Origin of the sequence: Streptomyces sp. NPDC093568 (assembly GCF_044764945.1) — a bacterium.
Taxonomy (GTDB): Bacteria; Actinomycetota; Actinomycetes; order Streptomycetales; family Streptomycetaceae; genus Streptomyces.
On sequence record NZ_JBIWJD010000006.1, the window covers coordinates 133,269 to 155,541 of the forward strand.

Annotated in this window: 22 protein-coding genes and 1 riboswitch; of the genes, 10 read left to right on the forward strand and 12 right to left on the reverse strand. The window is 70.5% G+C overall.

Translation table 11 applies throughout. From position 1 onward, the window contains the following. Positions 1–66 precede the first annotated feature (66 nt). Positions 67–1,014: a CBM35 domain-containing protein gene (locus tag ACIRD7_RS24390; protein ID WP_403456709.1), complete on the forward strand. Its 948-nt coding sequence runs from the start codon at positions 67–69 to the stop codon at positions 1,012–1,014. A 74-nt stretch (positions 1,015–1,088) separates the two neighbouring features. Here ACIRD7_RS24390 and ACIRD7_RS24395 read toward each other — a convergent pair whose 3' ends face one another. The 5 genes from ACIRD7_RS24395 to ACIRD7_RS24415 all read right to left on the reverse strand — a co-directional run bounded on the left by ACIRD7_RS24395 (position 1,089) and on the right by ACIRD7_RS24415 (position 5,454). Continuing rightward, complete coding sequence (locus ACIRD7_RS24395; protein ID WP_403456711.1) at positions 1,089–1,403, reverse strand: SH3 domain-containing protein; 315 nt, start codon at positions 1,401–1,403, stop codon at positions 1,089–1,091. A 312-nt stretch (positions 1,404–1,715) separates the two neighbouring features. Then, positions 1,716–2,072 (reverse strand): peptidase inhibitor family I36 protein, encoded by a 357-nt coding sequence (locus ACIRD7_RS24400; protein WP_403456713.1) that lies wholly within the window; start codon positions 2,070–2,072, stop codon positions 1,716–1,718. A 137-nt stretch (positions 2,073–2,209) separates the two neighbouring features. Continuing rightward, positions 2,210–3,127, reverse strand: coding sequence for a 1-phosphofructokinase family hexose kinase (locus ACIRD7_RS24405; RefSeq protein ID WP_403456715.1), 918 nt, complete (start codon positions 3,125–3,127; stop codon positions 2,210–2,212). A gap of 144 nt (positions 3,128–3,271) precedes the next feature. Next, positions 3,272–4,378 (reverse strand): N-acetylglucosamine-6-phosphate deacetylase, encoded by a 1,107-nt coding sequence (gene nagA, locus ACIRD7_RS24410; protein ID WP_403456717.1) that lies wholly within the window; start codon positions 4,376–4,378, stop codon positions 3,272–3,274. A gap of 131 nt (positions 4,379–4,509) precedes the next feature. After that, positions 4,510–5,454, reverse strand: a complete 945-nt coding sequence (locus ACIRD7_RS24415; protein WP_403456720.1) for an ROK family protein — start codon at positions 5,452–5,454, stop codon at positions 4,510–4,512. 110 nt (positions 5,455–5,564) lie between these two features. On the opposite strand from ACIRD7_RS24415, the gene ACIRD7_RS24420 reads away from it, so the two are divergent. From ACIRD7_RS24420 to otsB, 3 genes are all read left to right on the forward strand, one after another. Next, the gene (locus ACIRD7_RS24420) at positions 5,565–6,863 is read left to right on the forward strand and encodes an ABC transporter substrate-binding protein (RefSeq protein ID WP_403456721.1); all 1,299 of its coding nucleotides are present in this window, start codon (positions 5,565–5,567) and stop codon (positions 6,861–6,863) included. 51 nt (positions 6,864–6,914) lie between these two features. Then, entirely contained in the window at positions 6,915–7,166 is a 252-nt protein-coding gene (locus ACIRD7_RS24425) for a DUF3263 domain-containing protein (protein ID WP_403456724.1), read from the forward strand. A 156-nt stretch (positions 7,167–7,322) separates the two neighbouring features. Further along, positions 7,323–8,189: a trehalose-phosphatase gene (gene otsB, locus ACIRD7_RS24430; protein ID WP_403456726.1), complete on the forward strand. Its 867-nt coding sequence runs from the start codon at positions 7,323–7,325 to the stop codon at positions 8,187–8,189. Here otsB and ACIRD7_RS24435 read toward each other — a convergent pair. Further along, entirely contained in the window at positions 8,177–9,610 is a 1,434-nt protein-coding gene (locus ACIRD7_RS24435) for a trehalose-6-phosphate synthase (RefSeq protein ID WP_403456728.1), read from the reverse strand. The genes otsB and ACIRD7_RS24435 overlap by 13 nt on opposite strands. A 95-nt stretch (positions 9,611–9,705) precedes the next feature. Beyond that, positions 9,706–10,650, reverse strand: coding sequence for a glucosyl-3-phosphoglycerate synthase (locus ACIRD7_RS24440; protein WP_403456729.1), 945 nt, complete (start codon positions 10,648–10,650; stop codon positions 9,706–9,708). A gap of 131 nt (positions 10,651–10,781) precedes the next feature. Next, positions 10,782–10,951: riboswitch (SAM riboswitch) on the forward strand. Between the two features lie 18 nt (positions 10,952–10,969). Here ACIRD7_RS24440 and thrC point away from each other — a divergent pair. The 6 genes from thrC (at position 10,970) to ACIRD7_RS24470 (ending at position 18,248) form a co-directional block, all read left to right on the forward strand. Continuing rightward, positions 10,970–12,256 carry a threonine synthase gene (gene thrC / locus ACIRD7_RS24445; RefSeq protein ID WP_403456731.1) on the forward strand — a complete coding sequence of 429 codons (1,287 nt, stop codon included), beginning with the start codon at positions 10,970–10,972 and terminating at the stop codon, positions 12,254–12,256. Positions 12,257–12,302: 46 nt separating this feature from the next. Beyond that, positions 12,303–12,578: a ubiquitin-like small modifier protein 1 gene (locus ACIRD7_RS24450; RefSeq protein WP_128432056.1), complete on the forward strand. Its 276-nt coding sequence runs from the start codon at positions 12,303–12,305 to the stop codon at positions 12,576–12,578. A 442-nt stretch (positions 12,579–13,020) separates the two neighbouring features. Then, positions 13,021–13,227, forward strand: coding sequence for a cold-shock protein (locus ACIRD7_RS24455; protein ID WP_019057200.1), 207 nt, complete (start codon positions 13,021–13,023; stop codon positions 13,225–13,227). 347 nt (positions 13,228–13,574) lie between these two features. Further along, positions 13,575–15,197 (forward strand): chaperonin GroEL, encoded by a 1,623-nt coding sequence (gene groL / locus ACIRD7_RS24460; RefSeq protein WP_403456733.1) that lies wholly within the window; start codon positions 13,575–13,577, stop codon positions 15,195–15,197. Positions 15,198–15,532: 335 nt separating this feature from the next. Then, positions 15,533–16,660 (forward strand): NADH:flavin oxidoreductase, encoded by a 1,128-nt coding sequence (locus ACIRD7_RS24465; RefSeq protein WP_403456735.1) that lies wholly within the window; start codon positions 15,533–15,535, stop codon positions 16,658–16,660. Between the two features lie 139 nt (positions 16,661–16,799). Continuing rightward, positions 16,800–18,248 carry an MFS transporter gene (locus ACIRD7_RS24470; RefSeq protein WP_403456738.1) on the forward strand — a complete coding sequence of 483 codons (1,449 nt, stop codon included), beginning with the start codon at positions 16,800–16,802 and terminating at the stop codon, positions 18,246–18,248. 3 nt (positions 18,249–18,251) lie between these two features. Here ACIRD7_RS24470 and ACIRD7_RS24475 read toward each other — a convergent pair whose 3' ends face one another. From ACIRD7_RS24475 to ACIRD7_RS24495, 5 genes are all read right to left on the reverse strand, one after another. Further along, positions 18,252–18,824, reverse strand: a complete 573-nt coding sequence (locus ACIRD7_RS24475) for a hypothetical protein (RefSeq protein ID WP_403456740.1) — start codon at positions 18,822–18,824, stop codon at positions 18,252–18,254. 29 nt (positions 18,825–18,853) lie between these two features. Continuing rightward, positions 18,854–19,387, reverse strand: coding sequence for a DinB family protein (locus ACIRD7_RS24480; RefSeq protein WP_403456742.1), 534 nt, complete (start codon positions 19,385–19,387; stop codon positions 18,854–18,856). Between the two features lie 84 nt (positions 19,388–19,471). Continuing rightward, positions 19,472–20,326 (reverse strand): aldo/keto reductase, encoded by an 855-nt coding sequence (locus ACIRD7_RS24485; protein ID WP_403456743.1) that lies wholly within the window; start codon positions 20,324–20,326, stop codon positions 19,472–19,474. A 25-nt stretch (positions 20,327–20,351) separates the two neighbouring features. Next, positions 20,352–21,287, reverse strand: coding sequence for an N-acetylmuramic acid 6-phosphate etherase (gene murQ, locus ACIRD7_RS24490; RefSeq protein WP_403456745.1), 936 nt, complete (start codon positions 21,285–21,287; stop codon positions 20,352–20,354). Positions 21,288–21,348: 61 nt separating this feature from the next. Beyond that, positions 21,349–22,251, reverse strand: a complete 903-nt coding sequence (locus tag ACIRD7_RS24495; RefSeq protein WP_403456748.1) for a MurR/RpiR family transcriptional regulator — start codon at positions 22,249–22,251, stop codon at positions 21,349–21,351. Positions 22,252–22,273: the final 22 nt, after the last annotated feature.

Below are 22,273 nucleotides of genomic sequence, written 5' to 3' on the forward strand. Positions count from 1 at the left end.
AGCGGGTAGGCTCGCCATTCTGACCGTGCTATCGCAACGCCCGCACCTGGTGAGGAGTACCAAGGGATGACGTCCGGCAACAACGGCGCCAGCACGCCCGAGGACGACGACCCGTTCGGCTACCTCTACGCCGACGGGCAGGCCAACGGCGCCCAGCCGCCGTCCGGTGGCTACGGCTACCCGAACTCGGTCAACCGCGTCCGCGCCGTCGGCCAGCGCCAGTACGGCCAGCAGGCGGCCCCGACGGCCGCCTACGGCCAGGTCCCGCAGCAGCAGGGCACATACGGCCAGCCGAACGCCCACTACGCGGCACCGGAGACCCTGCCCGGCGGAGCGACCACGGCCCAGCAGCACCAGCCGTCGTACACCGGCGGCAGCGGAAACGGCCGTGGCCGGGGCCCCAACACCAAGGGCCTGCTGATCGGCGCCATCGCCGTCGTCGCGGCGGTCGTCATCGGCATCAGCGTGGCGATGCTCGGGGGGGACGGCGAGAAGGACAAGAAGGACGACGCGGCGGGGTCGACGCCGACGCAGTCCGAGAGCGCGGAGTCGAGTCCGTCGGCGAGCAGCAGCGCAGAGGGCAAGGCGGACCTTCCGAAGATCGACGCGAAGGCACTTCGTCTGGAGGGCGGGGCTGCCACAGCCTCCGACTTCAAGGGCGCAGAGGCGGACGGCGGCGTCTACGTCACGAACTTCAACCAGGTCGGCGCCAAGGTCACCTGGACTGCCAACGGCATCGAGAAGGCCGGAACGTACCGGCTGTACGTGCGCTACGGCGTCCCGGGCAAGGACGCCAACGCGACGCTGGTGGTCAATGGCACGGCCAACGCGCAGCCGCTGAACATGGAGAACTTCGGCAAGACGCCCGAGGGTGACTGGGAAAAGGGCTGGAAGACCACCTGGGCCAACGTGAACCTGAACAAGGGCACGAACACGATCGAGATCGCCTGCAACGACGGCAATCAGTGTGACGCGGTCCTCGACCAGCTGTACCTCACCACGGACGAGGGCTGAGTGATGTGACGGCGGTCGCTCCTCGCCCTGTGTGGGGGGAGCGACCGCCGTCGTGTGTGTGACCCGTGCTTACGTCACTCGACGCGGCCCCACTCCAGGCAACGGCTCGCGGCCCAGGCCTTCTTTCCGTTCCAGCGCACCTCGTGCCAGTCCTTCTCCGTCGGCGAGTTGCTGGTGCACTTGTAGGAACCGCCGTTGTGCGTACCGCTGCACCCGGCGACCCAGCACTTCACGATCTTGCCCTTCTTCAGGGTGCCGACCTTGAGGGCGGTGGTGCTGGGCTTCTCCCGGATGCTGACGTCCCGGTCGTTGTTCCAGCCGCCGCTCCAGTCCCGGAAGGCGGCCGGGCTCGTGACACTCTGCGTCTCCGCCGTCGCCGACGCATTCATGGTCGCGAGGAGGCCAACGGAGGCCACGCCGACGGCCGTGAGGCGCGCGAACTTCCTTGGCCGCGCTGATTGCCGGCGTGGCACTCGGGGCTGTCGCCCCGCTCCTTGGACCGGTCAAAATCCCTGCAGCTAACGCGCTGCACCTTGTTTTGTCGGCAGGGTGGGCTTGGGCTGCCCTGGCATTTTGCGTCGGGTTGGAACACGGCCTGCCCATGAACGGGCCGGGCCAATACAAGTGCGGTGCTCAGCCCGTGATGGGCTGAGCACCGTCGGTGCACCTCAGGCTCGGCCCCCGGGCCAGAGGCCTCGGCACTAACCTCCGTAGACCCCGATCCCGGTAGCAGTGCCGTGGACGTCGTTCGAGTAGGTGTGCGGCTTCAGAGTGACCAGCTTGGTGCCGACTCCGCAGCCGGTGCCGGGAGTGATGTGCCAGAACTCGATGCGATAGGACGTCTGGTTCGAGACAGACCGGGCACCAGTGAAGGGCTCGCAGCCCGGTGTTACAGAGAGGACAGTCCTGGTGCCAGTCCTGTTCTTCCCCGACCATCCGCAGACCTTCCCATTCGGGCAGGTATTGGGATCAGCCGCCGCAGCCGGTGTGGCGAAAGCGCCGCTCAGCAACACGCCGGCCACAGCAGCGGTCGTCAGGCTTTTCTTGAGCATGCTCATATGAGATTCCCCTTGCATCTCTCGGTGCTGGTCATACACCGAAGCGTTTGATCATCTGATCATCCGGCTTATGTGAGAGGCAAGTTGGTTCCGGTCGACACTGCGGCTCGGGTCGGCCCGCGAGATTCGCCATACTTTCACGCCGCCGTCATTGACACGTGCGCCAGGAGTTTCTCGTAGGCTTCGCGGTCGAAGTCGCCCGCAGTCGCGGACCGTACGGCGGCGGCTGACAAAGCGACTGCTCGGGTGAGGCGGTCCGGCCACGGCAGCTTCTCCACCAACCCCGACAGCAGGCCCGCCACCGCCGCGTCGCCCGCGCCGGTCGGGTTGCCGTGCAGGCGGGTCGGGGGAGTTGCGCGCCAGCGGCCCTCGGGGGTTACGGCGAGCAGGCCCGCCTCGCCGAGGGAGGCCACCACCGTGCGGGCGCCTCGTCTGCGGGCGTCCTGGGTCGCGCGCAGGGGCTCGTGGGAGCCGGTCAGTTCCGCCAGTTCGTCGGCGTTGGGCTTGATGATGTCCGGGCGGGCGGCGACGCCCCGGCGCAGCGCCTCGCCGCTCGTGTCCAGCAGGACGGGGACCTCGGCCGCCTTCGCGGAGCGGACCAGGCCGGCGTACGCCCCCACCGGCACCCCAGGCGGCAGGCTGCCGCACAGGGCCACCGCCGAGGCGGACGCGAGGAGATCCTCGTACGCCTCCTGGAAGGCGGACCACTCGCGGGGCGTGATCGTCGGGCCGGGTTCGTTGAGCTGGGTCGTGTCGCCCGTGCGCTCGTCGACGACGGCGATCGTGCGGCGGGTCGGGCCCGTCACCGGGACCAGCGCGTCCGCCACGCCGGGTGTGGCCGTGAGCTGTTCCTGGACCACCCGGCCCGTCGCGCCGCCCGTGAAGCCCGTGACCGTCACCTCGTGGCCGAGGGCCGCCAGCACCCGGGCCACGTTCAGGCCCTTGCCGCCGGGTCGCTCCGTCACCTCGGAGACGCGGTGGGAGGCGTGCGGCCGTAGCGACCGTACGCGATAGGTGATGTCGAGCGCGGTGTTGAGCGTTACCGTGAGGATCACCTGTACTCGACCTCCCCCGAAGAGTTCAGCATGCGTGCGCCGTCCGTCTGCCGGTTGTTCCCTCCGGCAGATGCCGATCATGCCAAACGGGCGGCGGTCGGCCCAGTCTCGCAGGACAACCACCGCCCTCAACAGGCGGACACATCACCCCAGTTGGGGATCGACCACCCATTCACCCCGGCGCATCACGCCCTTCAGCTCGAAGTCGGAGTCCAGTACGACGAGGTCGGCGTCCTTGCCGGCCTCCAGCGAGCCGATGCGGTCGTAGCGGCCGAGCAGCTTGGCGGGGTTCGACGACAGCGCCGCCACCGCGTGCTCCACCGGCAGCCGGTCGATCGTCACCGCCCGCTTGAAGGCGCGGTCGAGCGTGAGGGTGGAGCCGGCGATCGAACCGCCCTCCACCAGGCGGGCCACGCCGTCCGCGACCTCCACCTCCAGCGGGCCGAGCATGTAGCGGCCGTCGCCGAAGCCGGCCGCGTCCATCGCGTCCGTGATGAACGCGACCCGGCCGGCACCCGCGTGGTGGAAGGCCAGCTGCAAGGACGCCGGGTGCAGGTGTGTGCCGTCGTTGATCAGCTCGACCGTGATGCGCTCGTCCTCCAGCAGGGCCGCGATCGGGCCCGGCTCGCGGTGGCCGAGCGGCGGCATCGCGTTGAAGAGGTGCGTGGCGACCGTGGCGCCCGCCTCGATCGCCTCCACCGTCTGCTCGTACGTCGCGTCCGTGTGCCCGATCGCCGCGATGACGCCGTGGTCGGCGAGCAGGCGTACGGAGTCGATGCCGCCCGGCAGTTCGGTGGCGAGGGTGACCATCGTCGCGTGGCCGCGCGCCGCGTCGATCAGTTTGCGGACCTCCGCCGGGTCCGGGTCGCGCAGCAGCTCCTCGGAGTGCGCGCCCTTGCGGCACGGGGAGATGAACGGCCCCTCGAAGTGGATGCCCGCGATGTCGCCCTGCTCGGCGAGTTCCGCCAGCAGGCCCGCGCGGCGGGTGAGGAAGTCCATGTCGCCGGTGACGGTGGAGGCGACGAGGGTGGTGGTGCCGTGCAGGCGGTGGGTGTGGATGCCCTTGAGTACGTCGTCGACCGTGCCCGAGGTGAAGGAGGCTCCGCCGCCGCCGTGGTTGTGGATGTCCACGAAGCCGGGCACTACGTAGTGGCCGTGGAGGTCGATCACCTGGGCGTTCTCTGGGGCGGTGCCGGCGATTCGGGGGCCGTCGACGACCACCTGGGCGTCCTTGACGGGTCCGGTGGGCATGACCGCGGTGGCGCCGGACAGGACGAGGGGCGCATGGCCGGAGGCGGGCTGCGGGTTGTCTGTGGCTTGTCGCGCTCGCGCGGCGGTAGCCGCAGATTCAGCGCTGTCCCGCGCCCCTAGGGCGTTCGCCATCAGGGGGTTACCTCCGTACGGTCGGTGTGGTCGAGGAGATCCCAGGCCAGCAGCCCGGCGCCGAGGCAGCCGGCCGTGTCACCCAGGGCCGCGGGGACGATGGACGGCAGCTTCTGGAAAGTGACCCGCCGCCGGACGGCGTCCCGCAGCGGTGTGAACAAGGTTTCCCCCGCCTCGGCCAGGCCGCCACCGATGATCAGGGTGCGGGGGTCCAGCAGGGTGAGCGCGGTGACCAGTCCGTCGGCGAGGGCTTCCACGGCCCGCTGCCAGACCCGTACGGCGTTCGGGTCGCCGGACACGACGGCCTTGGCGCAGTCCGCGGCGTCGGCCTCGGGATCCCCGCAGGCGGCGGCCCACGCCTCGCTCACCGCCGCGGCCGACGCGAACCGCTCCAGGCAGCCGCGCTGTCCGCACGGGCAGGGGGCGCCGCCGGGCCGTACGACGATGTGGCCGATCTCGCCCGCGAAGCCGTGCGCGCCCGCCTCCACCCGGCCGTCGATGCCGATGGCGCCCGCGATGCCGGTGCCGAGCGGCACGAACAGGAAGCGGTCGGCGCCCTTGCCCGCGCCGATCCGGCCCTCGGCGAGCCCACCGGTGCGCACGTCGTGGCCGAGGGCGACGGGGACGCCGTCGAGCCGTTCGGCCATCAGGCGGCGCAGGGGTACGTCCCGCCAGCCCAGGTTGGCCGCGTAGGCGGCGATGCCCCGCTCCTCGTCGACGATGCCGGGGACGGCGACGCCGACGGCCGCCGCGGGCTCGCCGAGGTGCTGTTCGCCGTACGCGCGCAGCTCGGCGGCGAAGTCGAGGATGCCCTCGACGACCGCGTCCGGCCCGCGCTCGCGCCCGGTCGGGCGGCGGGCCTGGTAAAGCAGCTCACCGCTCGCCCCGGCCAGGGCGGCCTTCATCCCGGTGCCGCCCACATCGAGGGCGATGACATGTCTCACGGGGGACAGTGTGTCTTGCGCACCCGCGAGAGGTCTAGTCCACTTACGTGGTGTAGACCTTAGGGGGCAATATGTATGACGTTTCGAAAATTCATCACGATGTTTCGAACATGGGTGTGGGGCGGTTTTGCGTGCAGCGGCGTAGTCGTAGGCATGGGGCAGCGATCGCGGCGGTGTCCGCGCTGGGCCTGACGGTGGCCCTGGGCGGCTGTGGGCTGACCGGTGGCTCGGACGAGGTGACGCTGAGGCTGGTCGCCGCGGACTACGGGGACAGCGCGGGCAACAGCTCTCAGAAGTACTGGGACAAGCTCGTCAAGGCGTACGAGGCCGAGCACCCCGACGTGTCGGTGGACGTCACCGTGTACTCCTGGAACGACGTCGACGCCGAGGTCAAGAAGATGGTCGACGCGGGGAACGCGCCGGACATGGCGCAGATCGGCGCCTACGCCGACTACGCCGCGAAGGACCAGCTGTACCAGGCCGACGAACTGCTCTCCATCCCCGTCCAGGCCGACTTCGTCGCCCAGTTCGCGGACGCGGGGCAGGTGAAGGGGGTGCAGTACGGCATACCGTTCGCCTCCTCCACGCGCCTGCTCTTCTACAACAAGAGCCTCTTCGAGAAGGCCGGCATCAGCGCGCCGACCACCTGGAAGGAGCTGGCCGCCGACGCCCAGGCGCTCAAGGCGGACGGGGTGAAGTACCCGTACGCGCTGCCGCTCGGGCCCGAGGAGGCGCAGGCCGAGACGATGCAGTGGCTGCTCAGCGGCGGGGGCGGGTACACCGACACCAACCTCGGCACGTACAGCATCGACTCCGCGGAGAACGTCGCCACCTTCAACTGGCTCAAGAACGACCTGGTCGGCAAGGGGCTCACCGGCCCGGTCGCGCCGGCCGAGCTGAACCGGGCCGACGCGTTCTCCGCCTTCGCGGCGGGGGACGTCGGCATGCTCAACGGCCACCCGTCCCTGATGCAGATGGCCGGGAAGAAGGGCGTGAAGTACGGCATGGTGCCGATGCCCGGGGCGGAGGGGCCGAGCAAGGTCTCCATGGGTGTGGCCGACTGGATGATGGCCTTCAAGGAGAACGGGCACGCGGAGCAGGTCGGCGAGTTCCTCGACTTCGTCTACTCCGAGCAGAACGTCCTGGACTTCTCCCGTCAGTACGACCTGCTTCCCGTCACCAACTCGGCGTCCCGGGTGATGACCGCGGCCAAGCAGGACGCCGACCTCAAGCCCTTCCTGGAGGAGCTGCCGCTGTCCGAGCTGTACCCGGTGGGCCGCACGTCCTGGGCCGCGGTCAGCGCGGACGTCAAGCAGCGCATCGGCAAGGCCGTGTCCTCGGGCGGCAGCCCGTCGGCGGTCCTGGGACAGCTGCAGTCGACGGCTACGCGGGCGGAGAGCGCCGAGTAGGTGCCGGTGGCCGGGGTTCGGTTGTCGGAGGTGGGGGCTACGGTGCGAGGCATGACCGAGGACGTTCCCGACCCCGCCGCCGCTCTCGCCGACCGTGAGAAGGCCATCCTGGCTCTGGAACGCCGGGGCTTTTCGGGCCCCGGCGCCAAGGAGCGGGCGATCCGTGAGGAGCTGGGACTGGCTCCCGTCCGCTACTACCAGCTGCTGAACGCCCTGCTGGACGATCCGAGGGCGCTGGCCCATGATCCGGTGACGGTGAATCGGTTGCGGCGGGTGCGGGAGGGGCGGCGGGGGGAGCGCTGACGGGGCGGGCGGGATGTTTTTCGCCCCCGCCGCCCCTACCCGTCCCATCCTTCTGGGGCTCCGCCCCAGACCCCGCTCCTCAAACGCCGGAGGGGCCGGATTTCCAGCGGGACGGGTAGGGGCGGCGGGGGCGAGAAAAGTGGATAGGGTCGCCGCATGGGCAGTCACAAGGATCTGACCGACTCCGGATCGACCAACTCCACGGACCCCCTCGCGACCCCGACCACCCAGCCCGGCCGCGACGGCCTGGCCGCCATCCTCGCGCGCCCCGCACACGCGGTGGTCGCGCTCGACTTCGACGGGACCCTCGCGCCGATCGTGCCGGACCCGGAGCAGGCCAGGGCGCACCCCGACGCCCTCCCGGCGCTCGCGGCGCTCGCCCCGAAGGTCGCCGCCGTCGCGGTGATCACCGGCCGCCCGGCCGAGGTGGCGGTCCGCTACGGCGGCTTCGCCGGCGTCGCCGGACTGGAGCACCTCGTCGTGCTCGGGCACTACGGCGCCGAACGCTGGGACGCCGTCAGCGGCGAGGTCACCGCCCCCGACCCGCACCCCGGCGTCGCCGCCGTCCGGGCGGAACTGCCCGGGCTGCTCGAAGGACAGGGCACCTGGACCGAGGACAAGGGCCACGCCATCGCCGTGCACACACGACGCGCGGCCGACCCGCAGGGGACCTTCGACGCCCTCCGCGGACCCCTCACCGACCTCGCCGGCCGCAACGGCCTGATCGTCGAACCCGGCCGCATGGTCCTCGAACTGCGGCCGCCCGGCATGGACAAGGGCGTCGCGCTGAGCGAGTACGTCCGCGAACTCGGCGCCGAGTGCGTCCTCTACGCCGGCGACGACCTCGGCGACCTCCCCGCCTACGCCGCCGTCGACCGCCTGCGCTCCGACGGCACCCCCGGCCTCCTGGTGTGCAGCGGCAGCGAGGAGGTCACCGAGCTGTCGAAGCGGGCGGACGCCGTGGTCGACGGTCCGGCGGGGGTCGTACGGCTGCTGCGGGCGATCGCGGATCAGGTGGGCTGAGCGCCCGCCCCCTCCTCCAGCGCGCGCAGCTGGTCCAGGAACCACTGGGCCGGCGGCAGCGCCGTCGCGGCCGCAGCCAGTCGCTTCGCCCGCTCCGCCCGCTCCTCCGGCCCCATGGTCAACGCCTCGTGCAGCGCCCGTGCCGTGCCGATCACGTCGTAGGGGTTGACGGGGATCGCGTCCTCGCCGAGTTCCTCGAAGGCCCCGGCCTCCCGGGACAGCACCAGGGCGCATCCCTCGTCCGAGACGAGCGGCACCTCCTTCGCGACGAGGTTCATGCCGTCCCGGATGGGGTTGACCAGCGCCACGTCCGCCAGCCGGTAGGCGGCCAGCGAGCGGGCGAAGTCGTCCTTGACGTGGAGCACGATCGGGGTCCAACCCGACGTCCCGTACCGGGAGTTGATCTCCTCGGCCAGCCGCTGGACCTCCGCCGTGTAGTCGCGGTACACCGCCAGGTCCTGCCGGGAGGGGTACGCGAACGCCACGTGCACCACCCGCTCGCGCCACTCGGGGTGGTCGTCGAGCAGCTGCCGGTACGCCAGCAGGCCGCGCACGATGTTCTTGGACAGCTCGGTCCGGTCGACCCGCACGATCGTCCGGCGGGCCGTGCCGTCCGGGGCGGTGCCGATCTCGTCCTTCAGCGCCGCCGTCCGCTCGGCCACGTCGGCCTCGTGCGCACGTGCCCGCAGGAAGTCCGCGTCCGCCCCCAGGCCGTGCACGCCGACCCGCGTGTCCCCGAGCCCTCCCGCGAACCGCGCGCAGCACTCCTCGAACGCGTCCGCCCAGCGCCGGGTCAGGAACCCCAGCCGGTCCGCGCCGAGCATCCCGCGCAGCACCTGCCCGGCGATGTCGTCCGGCAGCATCCGGAAGTACTCCGGCGGCGCCCACGGGGTGTGTGAGAAGTGGCCGATCCGCAGGTCGGGGCGCAGTTCGCGGAGCATCCCGGGCACCAGCGTCAGGTGGTAGTCCTGGACCAGGACCGCCGCCCCCGGCGCCGCCCGCGCGGCCAGCGCCTCGGCGAAGGCGCGGTTGTAGGTCTCGTACGACGCCCACTGCTGCCGGAACTGCGCGTCGAAGACCGGCTCCAGTGGCGTCTGGTACAGCATGTGGTGGACGAACCACAGCACCGAGTTCGCGATGCCGTTGTACGCGTCCGCGTGCACGTCGGCCGGGATGTCCAGCATCAGCACGCCGTCCTCGCCGACCCCGCGCCGCACCGCCTCGCGGTCCCCGTCGGACAGCGCCGAGCACACCCACAGGGCGCCCGCGTCCGGTCCGATCGCCGACAGTCCGGAGACGACTCCGCCGCCGCCCCGTTTGGAGTGCAGCGAGCCGTCGCCCCGCACCTCGTACGAGACCGGGCCGCGGTTCGAGGCGACCAGGACCTTGGCAGCATCGTGCGCATCCTGCGTGGAAGCCATACGCCTCAACCTAGCCCTCCCCGGAAACGCTCAAACGTACGGTTCCGCTCAGTGGGGGGCACTTGTACGCCCTGTATACGGCCGGTTTCCGGCGTTTACGCGACCTTCCTTGTCGCGTACTCGGCGATCTCCACCATGGGCGGCCGCTCCTCGGTGTCCACGGAGTACGTACGCGGCTCGAAACCGTCCTCGCCGCGCTCGAACTGGGTCAGCGACGGCCGCACCATGTGCCCGCGCGCCAGCCGCAGCTGTGCCGTGCGGTAGATCGCGGCGGACATCCGGCCGAGCGCCTGCCCGTCCTGGTGCCGGTGCTTGCGCACCCCCACGTCGACCTGGGCGAGCGAGTCCAGGCCCACCAGGTGCAGGGCGTCGACCAGCATGCCCAGCTCGACGCCGTATCCCACCGGGAACGGGAGCTGCTCCAGCAGCGACCTGCGCGCCGCGTACTCGCCGCCCAGCGGCTGCACGAAACCGGCCAGCTGCGGCCAGTGCATGTTCAGCAGCGGGCGCGCCATCAGCTCGGTGACCCGGCCGCCCTGTCCGGCCGCCGAGCCGAGCGGGCGGTCGTACATCGCCTTGACCAGATCCACGCCCGGGTCGGTGAGCAGCGGGCCCACGATCCCGGAGACGAAGTCGGAGGAGAACTCCTTCAGGTCGGCGTCGACGAAGCAGACGATGTCCCCGCTGGTGACCAGCAGCGAGCGCCACAGCACCTCGCCCTTGCCGGGCACGGCCGGGATGCGCGGGAGGATCTCGTCCCGGTGCACCACCCGCGCGCCCGCCGCGGCGGCGACCTCGGCGGTGCGGTCGGTGGAGCCGGAGTCCACCACGACGATCTCGTCGACCAGCGGGACCTGCCGTACGAGGTCATGGGCGATGACCGCGACGATCTCGCCGACCGTCTCCTCCTCGTTGAGCGCGGGCAGCACCACGGAGACCGACTGGCCCGTTCGCTGCTTGGCGGCCAGGATGTGATGTGGCGGGCGGTCGGTGACGGACCAGGAGCGGCTGCTCAGCCAGCGCTCGACTTCTTCCAGCACGGTTGGCGGCTCCTCACGGTTGTCTCGCGTTACGGACTGCTCTCTCAACTGTCCTGGCGTTCGGTTACAGTCTTGAACAACGCGGATGACCATCGCATGTCCGAGGCCGTCCGTCGTCAACAACCGAATACCGCTCATCCAGAGGGGCAGAGGGATACGGCCCGATGAAGCCCCGGCAACCCTCCAGTCGGTTCTCGTAGATCAGCGTCGATCGTCACAGTTGATCGTCTTCGCGAGGCTCCCGGCTAGGGAAGGTGCCAAATCCGTCTCACGACGAGATGCGTCGTGAGGAAGATGAGGAGAAAGGGCCTCGCCTCACATGGCTGTGCAGACTGTTGCAAGCACCACCGACTCCACCGTAGACCTCGGTCCCGCCGCGGCGCTGTCCTGCCGCGAGTGCGGCCACCGGGTACCGCTCGGCCCGGTCTTCGCGTGCGAGGAGTGTTTCGGCCCGCTGGAGATCGCCTACGACTTCTCGGCCTACGACACCGAGGAGCTCCGCAAGCGGATCGAAGCGGGCCCCGCGAACATCTGGCGCTACGCGCCCCTGCTGCCCGTCCCCGCCGACGTGGCCACCAAGCCGAACCTCAACCCCGGCTGGACCAAGCTCGTCCAGGCCGACAACCTCGCGCGTGAGCTCGGCGTCGACGCCGGCAAGCTCTTCGTCAAGGACGACTCCGGCAACCCGACGCACTCCTTCAAGGACCGTGTCGTCGCCCAGGCCCTGGAGGCCGCCCGCGCCTTCGGCTTCACCACCCTCTCCTGCTCCTCCACCGGCAACCTGGCCGGTGCGGTGGGTGCCGCGGCGGCCCGCGCCGGCTTCCGCTCGTGCGTGTTCATCCCGCACGACCTGGAGCAGGGCAAGGTCGTCATGGCCGCGGTCTACGGCGGCGAGCTCGTCGGCATCGAGGGCAACTACGACGACGTGAACCGTTTCTGCTCCGAGCTGATCGGCGACCCGGCCGGTGAGGGCTGGGGCTTCGTGAACGTCAACCTGCGGCCGTACTACGCCGAGGGCTCCAAGACCCTGGCCTACGAGATCTGCGAGCAGCTCGGCTGGCGGCTGCCCGACCAGATCGTCGTCCCGATCGCCTCCGGCTCGCAGCTCACGAAGATCGACAAGGGGCTGCAGGAGCTGATCAAGCTCGGGCTGGTCGAGGACAAGCCGTACAAGATCTTCGGTGCGCAGGCCGAGGGCTGCTCGCCGGTGTCGGCCGCGTACAAGGCGGGGCACGACGTCGTCCGCCCCCAGAAGCCGAACACCATCGCCAAGTCGCTGGCGATCGGCAACCCGGCGGACGGCCCGTACGTCCTCGACATCGCCCGCCGTACCGGCGGTGCGGTGGAGGACGTGACCGACGAGCAGGTCGTCGACGCGATCAAGGTGCTCGCCCGGACCGAGGGCATCTTCGCGGAGACCGCGGGCGGGGTGACCGTCGGTGTCACCAAGAAGCTCATCGACAACGGTGTGCTCGACCCGAACCTCACGACCGTCGTGCTCAACACCGGCGACGGGCTCAAGACGTTGGATGCGGTGGCCGGTACGGGGCTCACTGCGACGATTCGTCCCAACCTGGAATCGTTCCGCGAGGCAGGCCTCGTCTGAGCTGTCCGTCCCACCGAAGCCGCACACCGACCGGAGGTCACACCGCATGAGCGTCAACGTCCGCATCCCCACCATCCTGCGCACCTACACCGGCGGGCAGGCCGAGGTCGCCGCCGAAGGTGCCACCCTCGGCGAGGTCATCGCCGACCTGGAGAAGAACCACACCGGGATCGCCGCCCGCGTGCTCGACGACCAGGGCAAGCTGCGCCGGTTCGTGAATGTGTACGTCAATGACGACGACGTGCGTTTCGAGCAGGGCCTGGAGACCGCCACCCCGGACGGCGCCGGCGTCTCCATCATTCCGGCCGTCGCCGGCGGCTGACCGAATGACCGATCATTACCATCGGTAACCCCGGTCACCAAGAGTTCATCGAATTGCCCCCTCCGTGAGAGAAGCGGAGGGGGCAATTCTGTGTGGTTGAGCGAGGTACAGTTGGGGAACGTGCCGCCGATCTCCGAGTCGGTTGCCCTTGATTTCTGCCGTAAGCCCGACAAGAAGTAGCCAAAGTGTGCGGGTTTTATGCGGCTTTTGTTCCGTTTGCCGGGTCCGACTTGACCTGAAGTCAGCGGAATTGTCCCCACATTCCCGACCGGTCGTGCCCGGATTTCTCGTCCGATTGACCTGTTGCAGACGGCAGTTGGGCAGATACATTCAGCCGCGGTCGACGCGTTCCGGCGCACGCCCCCGACCGATGGGGGGTGAGGTCTGACCCGGATCCGCGAAGTGTGGATCTGTGCAAGGGCCAGTAATAGGGGAGTTAGGCATGGCTCAGGGCACCGTCAAGTGGTTCAACGCGGAGAAGGGGTACGGCTTCATCGCGGTCGACGGTGGTGCGGATGTTTTCGTCCACTACAGCGCGATCCAGATGGACGGGTACCGCACCCTGGAAGAGGGCCAGCGGGTCGATTTCGAGATCTCGCAGGGTCAGAAGGGGCCGCAGGCGGACATGGTCCGGCTGGCGACCAGCTGAAGCACGCGTCGACTTAAAGCAGCGACGTTCTTCTTCGAAGGGCCCGCACCTCCCGGGGTGCGGGCCCTTCGCCGTGCCCCGGGAGGCCGGCCCCCTTCGCCGTGCCCCGGGGGCCGGTCCCGGAGACCCCCCAAGGGGGCCCGATCCCCGAGAGCTGCTTGCACTCTCATGGGCCGAGTGCTAATCATTGGCGTTAGCACTCTGAAGGTGAGAGTGACAACGAAGGACCGGGTCGGTGAGGCCCGCAGGCCGGGTGGGGAAGGAACCCACGAGGCAGGCGAGCCGTCCGTCGCGGGCGCGGGCGCGGTCCGAAGGAATCACCCCCAGTCCTGGAGGGACCACTTCACATGGCCAAGATCATCGCGTTCGACGAGGAGGCGCGGCGCGGCCTCGAGCGCGGCATGAACCAGCTCGCGGACGCCGTCAAGGTGACGCTCGGCCCCAAGGGCCGCAACGTCGTCCTCGAGAAGAAGTGGGGCGCCCCCACGATCACCAACGATGGTGTCTCCATCGCCAAGGAGATCGAGCTCGAGGACCCGTACGAGAAGATCGGCGCCGAGCTGGTCAAGGAAGTCGCCAAGAAGACGGACGACGTCGCCGGTGACGGTACGACCACCGCGACCGTTCTCGCCCAGGCCCTGGTCAAGGAAGGCCTGCGCAACGTAGCCGCCGGCGCCAACCCGATGGCCCTCAAGCGCGGTATCGAGCGCGCCGTCGAGGCCGTCTCCGCCGCCCTGCTGGAGCAGGCGAAGGACGTCGAGACCAAGGAGCAGATCGCCTCCACGGCCTCCATCTCCGCCGCCGACACCCAGATCGGCGAGCTCATCGCCGAGGCGATGGACAAGGTCGGCAAGGAAGGCGTCATCACCGTCGAGGAGTCCCAGACCTTCGGTCTGGAGCTGGAGCTCACCGAGGGTATGCGCTTCGACAAGGGCTACATCTCGGCGTACTTCGCCACCGACATGGAGCGTATGGAGGCCGTCCTCGACGACCCGTACATCCTGATCGCCAACTCCAAGATCTCCGCGGTCAAGGACCTCCTCCCGCTGCTGGAGAAGGTCATGCAGTCGGGCAAGCCGCTGCTGATCATCGCCGAGGACGTCGAGGGCGAGGCCCTGTCGACCCTGGTCGTCAACAAGATCCGCGGCACCTTCAAGTCCGTCGCCGTCAAGGCCCCGGGCTTCGGCGACCGCCGCAAGGCGATGCTGAACGACATCGCCATCCTCACCGGTGGCGAGGTCATCTCCGAGGAGGTCGGTCTCAAGCTCGAGAACACCTCCCTGGACCTCCTGGGCAAGGCCCGCAAGGTCGTCATCACCAAGGACGAGACCACCATCGTCGACGGTGCCGGCTCCTCCGAGCAGGTCCAGGGCCGGGTCAACCAGATCCGCGCCGAGATCGAGAACAGCGACTCGGACTACGACCGCGAGAAGCTCCAGGAGCGCCTGGCCAAGCTCGCCGGTGGCGTCGCCGTCATCAAGGCCGGTGCCGCGACCGAGGTCGAGCTCAAGGAGCGCAAGCACCGCATCGAGGACGCCGTGCGCAACGCCAAGGCGGCCGTCGAGGAGGGCATCGTCGCCGGTGGTGGCGTGGCTCTGCTCCAGGCTTCCGGTGTCTTCGAGAAGCTGGAGCTGGAGGGTGACGAGGCGACCGGCGCTGCCGCCGTCAAGCTCGCCCTTGAGGCCCCGCTGAAGCAGATCGCCGTCAACGCCGGCCTCGAGGGCGGCGTCGTGGTGGAGAAGGTCCGCAACCTCACCCCGGGTCACGGCCTGAACGCCGCGACCGGTGAGTACGTCGACCTGGTCGCCGAGGGCATCATCGACCCGGCGAAGGTGACGCGCTCCGCGCTGCAGAACGCCGCGTCGATCGCCGCGCTGTTCCTCACCACCGAGGCCGTCATCGCCGACAAGCCGGAGAAGGCCGCCGCGCCCGCCGGTGGCGGTATGCCGGGCGGTGACATGGACTTCTGATCGACCTCGGGGTTTCGACTCCGGTTGATCAACGTCCTTACCGAGGGCGGTACTTCCTGTGGCGACAGGGGGTGCCGCCCTCGGTGCGTTTGGCGGGTGCGGGTGGTTCGTGGTTGCTCGCGCAGTTCCCCGCGCCCCTGAGCGGCATGCACTGCACGTACCTCAGGGGCGCGGGGAACTGCGCGACCAGCCCACGACCGCCCGCACCCGCCGACAAAGAGAACCCCCTTTTCGGGAATGTGCGGCCTCGTGAGATCAGTTGCTTAAGAGAGTGCAACAATGCGTGCGCACATACTGGGCGGTTAGCCGCCCCCCACTCCCGAGGAGCCCTCCACGTGACCGTCACCCAGCCCGCCGCCTCCCGCGCGGCCCAGATCCTGTCCCGGCCGACCGCGATCAACGGCCTCACCGTCCCGAACCGCATCGTGATGGCGCCGATGACCCGGATGTTCTCGCCGGGCGGCGTTCCCGGTGAGGACGTGCTGTCGTACTACGCGCGCCGGGCCGCCGCCGGGGTGGGGCTGATCGTGACCGAGGGGACGTACGTCGGTCACGAGTCCGCCGGGCAGAGCGACCGGGTGCCGCGGTTCCACGGCGAGGAGCAGCTGGCCGGGTGGGCGAAGGTCGCCGACGCCGTGCACGCCGCGGGCGGGACGATCGTGCCGCAGCTGTGGCACATCGGCATGGTGCGCCAGCAGGGCCAGCCGCCGTACGCGGAGGCCCCGGCCGTCGGTCCCTCCGGGCTGCGCATCGGCTCCGACGAGGTCACCGGGCGGGCGATGACCCGGAAGGACCTGGACGACGTGATCGGCGCCTTCGCCGAGGCCGCCGCCGACGCCGAGCGCATCGGCTTCGACGGCGTGGAGATCCACGGCGCCCACGGCTACCTGGTCGACCAGTTCCTGTGGGCGGGGACGAACCGCCGTACGGACGCCTACGGCGGTGACCCCGTCGCCCGTACGCAGTTCGGCGCGGAGATCGTGGCCGCCGTCCGCGAGAAGGTCTCCCCGGACTTCCCCGTCATCTTCCGCTACTCGCAGTGGAAGCAGGAGGCCTACGACGCCCGGCTCGCCGAGACCCCGGAGGAGCTGGAGGCCATCCTGGCCCCGCTCGCCGCGGCCGGCGTCGACGCCTTCCACGCCTCCACCCGCCGCTACTGGATCCCGGAGTTCGACGGCTCCGACCTCAACCTCGCGGGCTGGACGAAGAAGCTGACCGGCCGGCCCACCATCACCGTCGGCTCGGTCGGCCTGGACGGTGAGTTCCTCGGCGCGTTCGTCGGCCAGGGCTCCGGGCTCAAGGGCATCGACGACCTCCTGGACCGCCTGGAGGCCGAGGAGTTCGACTTCGTCGCCGTCGGCCGCGCGCTGCTCCAGGACCCGGAGTGGGCGGCGAAGGTGCTGGACGGGCGTTTCGGTGAGCTGGCGGCGTACGACGCGGCCTCGCTGAAGACCCTGAGCTGACGTCCCCTGGTCACCCCCTCGACGGGGGTGGCCTGCGTTGCTTGAGTAAGTCAATCAACTGACTTAAGGTTGCCTGAGTCAATCAGAATGGGTCGATCAGACACCCTCGCCTTGCTCGAGCGCCGACGGAGGCTCCGCCATGTCCCACCCCCCATCGCCGAGGCCGAACGCCGTGGTGGCGGTGCTGGCCTTCGCCGGGATCGTCGTCTCGCTGATGCAGACGCTGGTCATCCCGATCGTCCCGGAGCTGCCGAAGCTGCTGGACGCTCCGGCCTCGGACACCGCCTGGGCGGTCACGGCGACCCTGCTCGCGGCCGCCGTGGCCACCCCCGTGATGGGCCGGCTCGGCGACATGTACGGCAAGCGGCGGATGCTGCTGGTCAGCGTCGTCATGCTGATCGGCGGGTCCGTCGTCTGCGGGCTCAGCGACTCGCTCGTGCCGATGATCGTCGGACGGGTGCTCCAGGGCCTGGCCTCCGGTGTGATCCCGCTCGGCATCAGCATCATGCGCGACGAGCTCCCCGCCGAGCGCCTCGGGTCCGCCACCGCCCTGATGAGCGCCTCGCTCGGCATCGGCGGCGCGCTCGGCCTCCCGGCCGCCGCCCTCATCGCGGACAACTTCGACTGGCACGTCCTGTTCTGGACGTCGGCCGCCATGGGTGTCGTCGCGCTGGTGTGCGTGGTGCTGTTCGTGCCCGAGTCCCGGGTGCGCTCCGGCGGCCGCTTCGACCTGGTCGGCGGCATCGGCATGGCGGCCGGGCTGGTCTGCCTCCTGCTCGCCATCTCCAAGGGCGCCGACTGGGGCTGGACCAGCGGCACGACGATCGGCCTGTGCCTGGCGGCCGTGGTGATCCTGCTCGCCTGGGGCTGGTGGGAGCTGCGTGCCGATCAGCCGCTGGTCGATCTCCGGACGACCGCCCGCCGTCAGGTGCTGGTCACCAACCTGGCCTCGATCGCGGTGGGCTTCGCGATGTTCGCGATGAGCCTCGTCCTGCCGCAGCTCCTCCAGCTCCCCGCGCAGACGGGTTACGGCCTCGGCAGGTCGATGCTGGTCGCGGGCCTGTGCCTGGCGCCCTCCGGCTTGGTCATGATGGCCACGGCCCCGGTGTCGGCGGCCATCTCCCGGGCCAGGGGTCCCAAGGTCACGCTGATGATCGGCGTGCTGATCGTGGCCGTCGGCTACGGCCTCAACATCGTCCTGATGTCCCAGGTCTGGCACTTCGTTCTGGTCGCCTGCGTCATCGGCGCGGGCATCGGATTCGCCTACGGCTCCATGCCCGCCCTCATCATGAGCGCCGTGCCCGCGTCGGAGACGGCCGCGGCGAACAGCCTCAACACGCTGATGCGTTCCCTCGGTACGTCCACGGCGAGCGCCGTCGCGGGCGTCATCCTCGCCCAGATGACGACGGACCTCGGCGGGTACGCGCTCCCGTCCGAGAACGGCTTCAAGGTGGTCCTGGCGGTCGGCGCCGGGGCGGCGCTGCTGGCGTTCGTGGTGGCGTCGTTCATTCCGCGGCAGGGGCCGGCCACCCCCGGGGAGCCGGTCGCGCGGGAGGCGGCGGAGCCGGCCGGAGCGACGGCCGAGTAGGGGCTAAAGGTTGCCCAGCGGCTCGATGTCGACCTTCACCGGAGTGCCCCAGACGCGCAGCACCTCGTAGTCGGTGAACTCGTGCACAAGCCGGTAGGCCATGGCGGGACGCGGTCCGCGACGCTGGGCGGCGAGATACAGCTCCGCCTCCCGGCGGTCGCGGCGCGGGGTGCCGCACAGCTGCCACTCCTGCCCGTTCCACAGCTCCGGCAGCCAGCGCTGCTGGGGCTGCGGGCGGTCGCCGCGGACGCCGTAGCGGGACGGGGCGGTGTGCTCCGGAGTGCGGGGGGCCGCCGGGCCCGAGCCGTTGTACTCGGAGCGGCGGGCCGCCCGGCGCCGGGTCTCGCAGAGCAGGCAGAGGTCCGGGGCGGCGGGGTCCACCGGGCCGCCCGGATGCTCCGGACACCGGGTCGTCCGGGCGGCGGTGACGCTCTCGTCCAGCAGGTCGAGGGCGCGGCGCAGGTCCGCCTTGACCTCGTGCAGCCTGGCGTCCGGGGTGTCGGCGGTGAGGGCCTCGCCGTGCTCGCCGAGGAGGCGGAGGGCTCGGCCCAGTGCCGTCAGTTGCGCGTGGTTCATGGAAGCCAGTCTGCCTGCTGGGCCCAGGGTCAGCCCATGCTCTTCGCCCCGTCCAGGGACTCCCGGAGGATGTCGGCGTGCCCGGCGTGCTGGGCCGTCTCGGCGATGATGTGCAGCAGCGCCCTGCGGGCCGACCAGCGGGCGCCGGGCTCAAACCACGGGGCCGAAGGCAGCGGGTGGGAGACGCCGAGGTCGGGCAGCTTGGCGACCAACTCGTCCGTGCGCCGGGCCACTTCCTCGTACTCGGCCAGCACCCCGGCCAGCGTCTCGCCGGGCAGCAGCCGGAAGTCGTCGGCCCGCTTGGCGAAGTCGGCCTCGGTCATGGCGCTGAAGTCGCCCATCGCCGACGGGCCCCGCAGGATGAACTCCGCCCAGTTCCGCTCCGTCGACGCGACGTGCTTGATCAGACCGCCCAGACACAGCTCACTGGCCGTGGTCCGCTGCGCGGCCTGCTCGTCGGTGAGGTCACGGGTGGTGAACCGCAGGAAGTGCCGGTGCTTGGCCAGCGTCTCCAGGAGGTCGGCGCGCTCGTCGGTGACGGTGTCGTTCGTGGTCTCAGTCATGGGACTACCGTAGGAACCGATTAGGTCAGATCCTGTCCGCATCGACGAGCGCCGGCAAAGTTCGTCGCGTCAGTCGTGAAGTTGTCAGCCGTCGGCCGGCAGGGAAGTCAGACGGTTCAGGCGGTCGTACTGGTCCCGGGTGAGGCGCACGGTGTCGGCGCCGACGTTCTCCTCCAGGTGCGCCGTGCTCGCCGTGCCCGGGATCGGGAGGATCACCGGGGAGTGGGCGAGGAGCCAGGCCAGGGCGACCTGGGTCGGGGTGGCGTCGAGTTCCTTCGCGATCGCGGCGATCCGCGCCGAGCGTGCCCCCGAGGTGCCGGCCGCCGCCGGGCGCCACGGCAGGAAGGCGATGCCAGCCTCCTCGCACGCCGTCAGGACGGGCTCGTACTCGCGGTCGAGCAGGTTGTAGCGGTTCTGGACGCTCGCGATGTCCACGACGGCGCGTGCCTCGGTGAGTTCGGCGACGGTCACCTCGGACAGGCCGATATGGGCGATCTTGCCCTCGTCGCGCAGGTCACGGAGGGCGCCGAGCTGCTCGGGGAGGGGTACGTCCGGGTCGAGGCGGTGCATCTGGAGGAGCTCGATGTGGTCGAGGCGCAGGCGCAGCAGGGCCTCGTCGACCTGGGCGCGCAGATCGGCCGGCGCGCCCGCGTGCCGCCAGCCCTCGCCCGAGGTGGTCCGCCGGATCCCGACCTTCGTGGCGATCAGGAGCCCCTCCGGGTACGGGTGCAGGGCCTCGGCGAGCAGGTCCTCGTTGGCGCCCCAGCCGTACAGGTGCGCGGTGTCGATCAGCGTGACGCCGAGTTCGACGGCACGCCGGGCGACCGCGAGGCATTCGGCGCGCTCCCGCGCGGTCTCCGGGCGCAGCCGCATCGCCCCGAACCCGAGCCGCCGCACCTCCAGGTCGCCGCCGATGCGGAACGTCGTCGGTGCCGTCATACGGCCACGCTAACAGGGGAGTTGGTCAGTCTCCCGCCGATTTCAGCGCCGCGCGCAGATGGCCGTCGGCGTCGGCCAGGAGCCCGGTCGCGGTGGGTCCGTCCAGGTCCGCCAGCAGGACGAGGATCGCCGTCTTCACCTCGCCGTCCGCCTCGGTCAGGGCCCGCTCGATGTCGGCGTCGGCGGCGCCGGTGGCCAGGGCGACGATCCGGCGGGAGCGGGCCCGCAGCTTGTCGTTGGAGGCGCGGACGTCGACCATCAGGTTCCCGTAGGTCTTGCCGAGCCGGATCATCGTGATCGTCGACAGCATGTTGAGCACGAGCTTCTGTGCGGTGCCGGCCTTCAGCCGGGTCGAGCCGGTCAGCAGCTCGGGCCCCACGACGATCTCGATGCCGTGCTCGGCGGCCGCGGCGAGGGCGCTGCCGGGGTTGCAGGACAGCCCGATCGTCAGCGCGCCCCGCGTGCGCGCGTGTTCGACCGCGCCGATCGCGTAGGGGGTGCGCCCGGAGGCGGAGACGCCGACGACCGTGTCGCGGGGGGTGAGCGCGAGGGCGTCGAGGTCGGCGCGGGCGAGATCCGCGGAGTCCTCGGCGCCCTCGACCGAGGTGACCATCGCCTCCGGGCCGCCCGCGATGAGGCCGACGACCTGGTCGGGGGCGGTGTTGAAGGTGGGCGGGCACTCGGAGGCGTCGAGCACACCGAGCCGGCCGGCGGTGCCGGCGCCCGCGTAGACGAGCCGTCCGCCGCGCGCCATCCGCTGCGCGACGGCGTCGATGGCGGCGGCGATCTCAGGGAGGCGCGAGGCCACGGCGGTGGGCACGGAGGCGTCCTCGCCGTTCATGAGCCGGGCGATGTCGAGGGTGGGGAGCTGATCGATCTCGGCGAGCTCGGGCCGGAACGCCTCGGTGGTGAGGGTCTCCAACTCCGCGCGGAGATCACGGGGGGTGGATGCAGAGGTCATGAGCAGACGGCTCTTTTCAACTCCGGTGTGCTGACGTACCTGAGGGGCGCGGGCAGCTGTTCTACCGGCGGTGCCGATGCGCCAGCGCCTCGTAGGAAGCCGACAGCGCGGGCGCCGCCGTGTCGTAGGTCCGCTGGGCGACCCCCACGAACAGACAGTCCACGACGAGAAGCTGACTGGTACGGGACGACATCGCCGCGGGACGCAATTCGCTCTCCCGGGCCGTCGACGTGGTGAGGATGTGGTCGGCGTACTGGGTCACCGCTCCGTCCGGCCGCCCGGTGATGGCGACCGTCGTGGCCCCGTGCTCGAAAGCGACCCGCAACGGCTCTATGACGTCACCGGTGGACCCCGAGTGGGTGATGGCGATGGCCACGTCACCCGCGCGCAGCTGCACCGCGTTCGTCACGGCGAGATGCGGATCGCTGTGGGCATGGGCTATCAGCCCTATCCGCAGCAGCTTCTGGGTGAGGTCCTGGGCGACCAGCCCGCTCGCCCCGACGCCGTACACGTCGATGCGCCGGGCCCCGGCGGCGGCCGCGACGGCGGCGCCCAGCTGCACGGTGTCCAGGCCGGCGGCCGTGTCCGCGAGGGTCTGCTGTTCGTCGTAGGCGAGTTTGGCGACCACGTCGGCGATCGGGTCGTCCACCGCGATGTCGGTCGTTATGGCGGGGGCGCGGCCCGACTGCTGCTGGGCGGCGAGGCCGGCGAGGGCGAGGCGCAGATCGCGGTAGCCGGGGTAACCGAGCAGGCGGGCGGTGCGTACGACCGTGGCCTCGCTGGTGCCGGTGAGTTCGGCGAGGCCGGTGACCGTGAGGGCCGCGCAGCCCGCCGGGTCGTTCGCGACCGCTTCGGCGACGCGCTGCATGGAGCGGGTCATCGACGGGGCGAGCGTGCGCACCTTGGCCGCGAGGGCGGCGGGTGCGGGGGCGCGGTCGAAAGTTTCCTTCACTTGACGGGTCACATCTGAAAGGTATTTTCAGAAC

What these genes read in the sequence shown, in the direction of transcription:
- ACIRD7_RS24435 (WP_403456728.1), bottom strand. Translation starts at nt 9,610, where the DNA reads ATGGCTTCCACGCAGGATGCGCACGATGCTGCCAAGGTCCTGGTCGCC.
- ACIRD7_RS24390 (WP_403456709.1), top strand. Translation starts at nt 67, where the DNA reads ATGACGTCCGGCAACAACGGCGCCAGCACGCCCGAGGACGACGACCCG.
- ACIRD7_RS24400 (WP_403456713.1), bottom strand. Translation starts at nt 2,072, where the DNA reads ATGAGCATGCTCAAGAAAAGCCTGACGACCGCTGCTGTGGCCGGCGTG.
- murQ (WP_403456745.1), bottom strand. Translation starts at nt 21,287, where the DNA reads ATGACCTCTGCATCCACCCCCCGTGATCTCCGCGCGGAGTTGGAGACC.
- thrC (WP_403456731.1), top strand. Translation starts at nt 10,970, where the DNA reads ATGGCTGTGCAGACTGTTGCAAGCACCACCGACTCCACCGTAGACCTC.
- ACIRD7_RS24475 (WP_403456740.1), bottom strand. Translation starts at nt 18,824, where the DNA reads ATGAACCACGCGCAACTGACGGCACTGGGCCGAGCCCTCCGCCTCCTC.
- nagA (WP_403456717.1), bottom strand. Translation starts at nt 4,378, where the DNA reads ATGCCCACCGGACCCGTCAAGGACGCCCAGGTGGTCGTCGACGGCCCC.
- ACIRD7_RS24480 (WP_403456742.1), bottom strand. Translation starts at nt 19,387, where the DNA reads ATGACTGAGACCACGAACGACACCGTCACCGACGAGCGCGCCGACCTC.
- ACIRD7_RS24455 (WP_019057200.1), top strand. Translation starts at nt 13,021, where the DNA reads ATGGCTCAGGGCACCGTCAAGTGGTTCAACGCGGAGAAGGGGTACGGC.
- ACIRD7_RS24425 (WP_403456724.1), top strand. Translation starts at nt 6,915, where the DNA reads ATGACCGAGGACGTTCCCGACCCCGCCGCCGCTCTCGCCGACCGTGAG.
- ACIRD7_RS24395 (WP_403456711.1), bottom strand. Translation starts at nt 1,403, where the DNA reads ATGAATGCGTCGGCGACGGCGGAGACGCAGAGTGTCACGAGCCCGGCC.
- ACIRD7_RS24450 (WP_128432056.1), top strand. Translation starts at nt 12,303, where the DNA reads ATGAGCGTCAACGTCCGCATCCCCACCATCCTGCGCACCTACACCGGC.
- otsB (WP_403456726.1), top strand. Translation starts at nt 7,323, where the DNA reads ATGGGCAGTCACAAGGATCTGACCGACTCCGGATCGACCAACTCCACG.
- ACIRD7_RS24420 (WP_403456721.1), top strand. Translation starts at nt 5,565, where the DNA reads ATGGGTGTGGGGCGGTTTTGCGTGCAGCGGCGTAGTCGTAGGCATGGG.
- groL (WP_403456733.1), top strand. Translation starts at nt 13,575, where the DNA reads ATGGCCAAGATCATCGCGTTCGACGAGGAGGCGCGGCGCGGCCTCGAG.
- ACIRD7_RS24470 (WP_403456738.1), top strand. Translation starts at nt 16,800, where the DNA reads ATGTCCCACCCCCCATCGCCGAGGCCGAACGCCGTGGTGGCGGTGCTG.
- ACIRD7_RS24485 (WP_403456743.1), bottom strand. Translation starts at nt 20,326, where the DNA reads ATGACGGCACCGACGACGTTCCGCATCGGCGGCGACCTGGAGGTGCGG.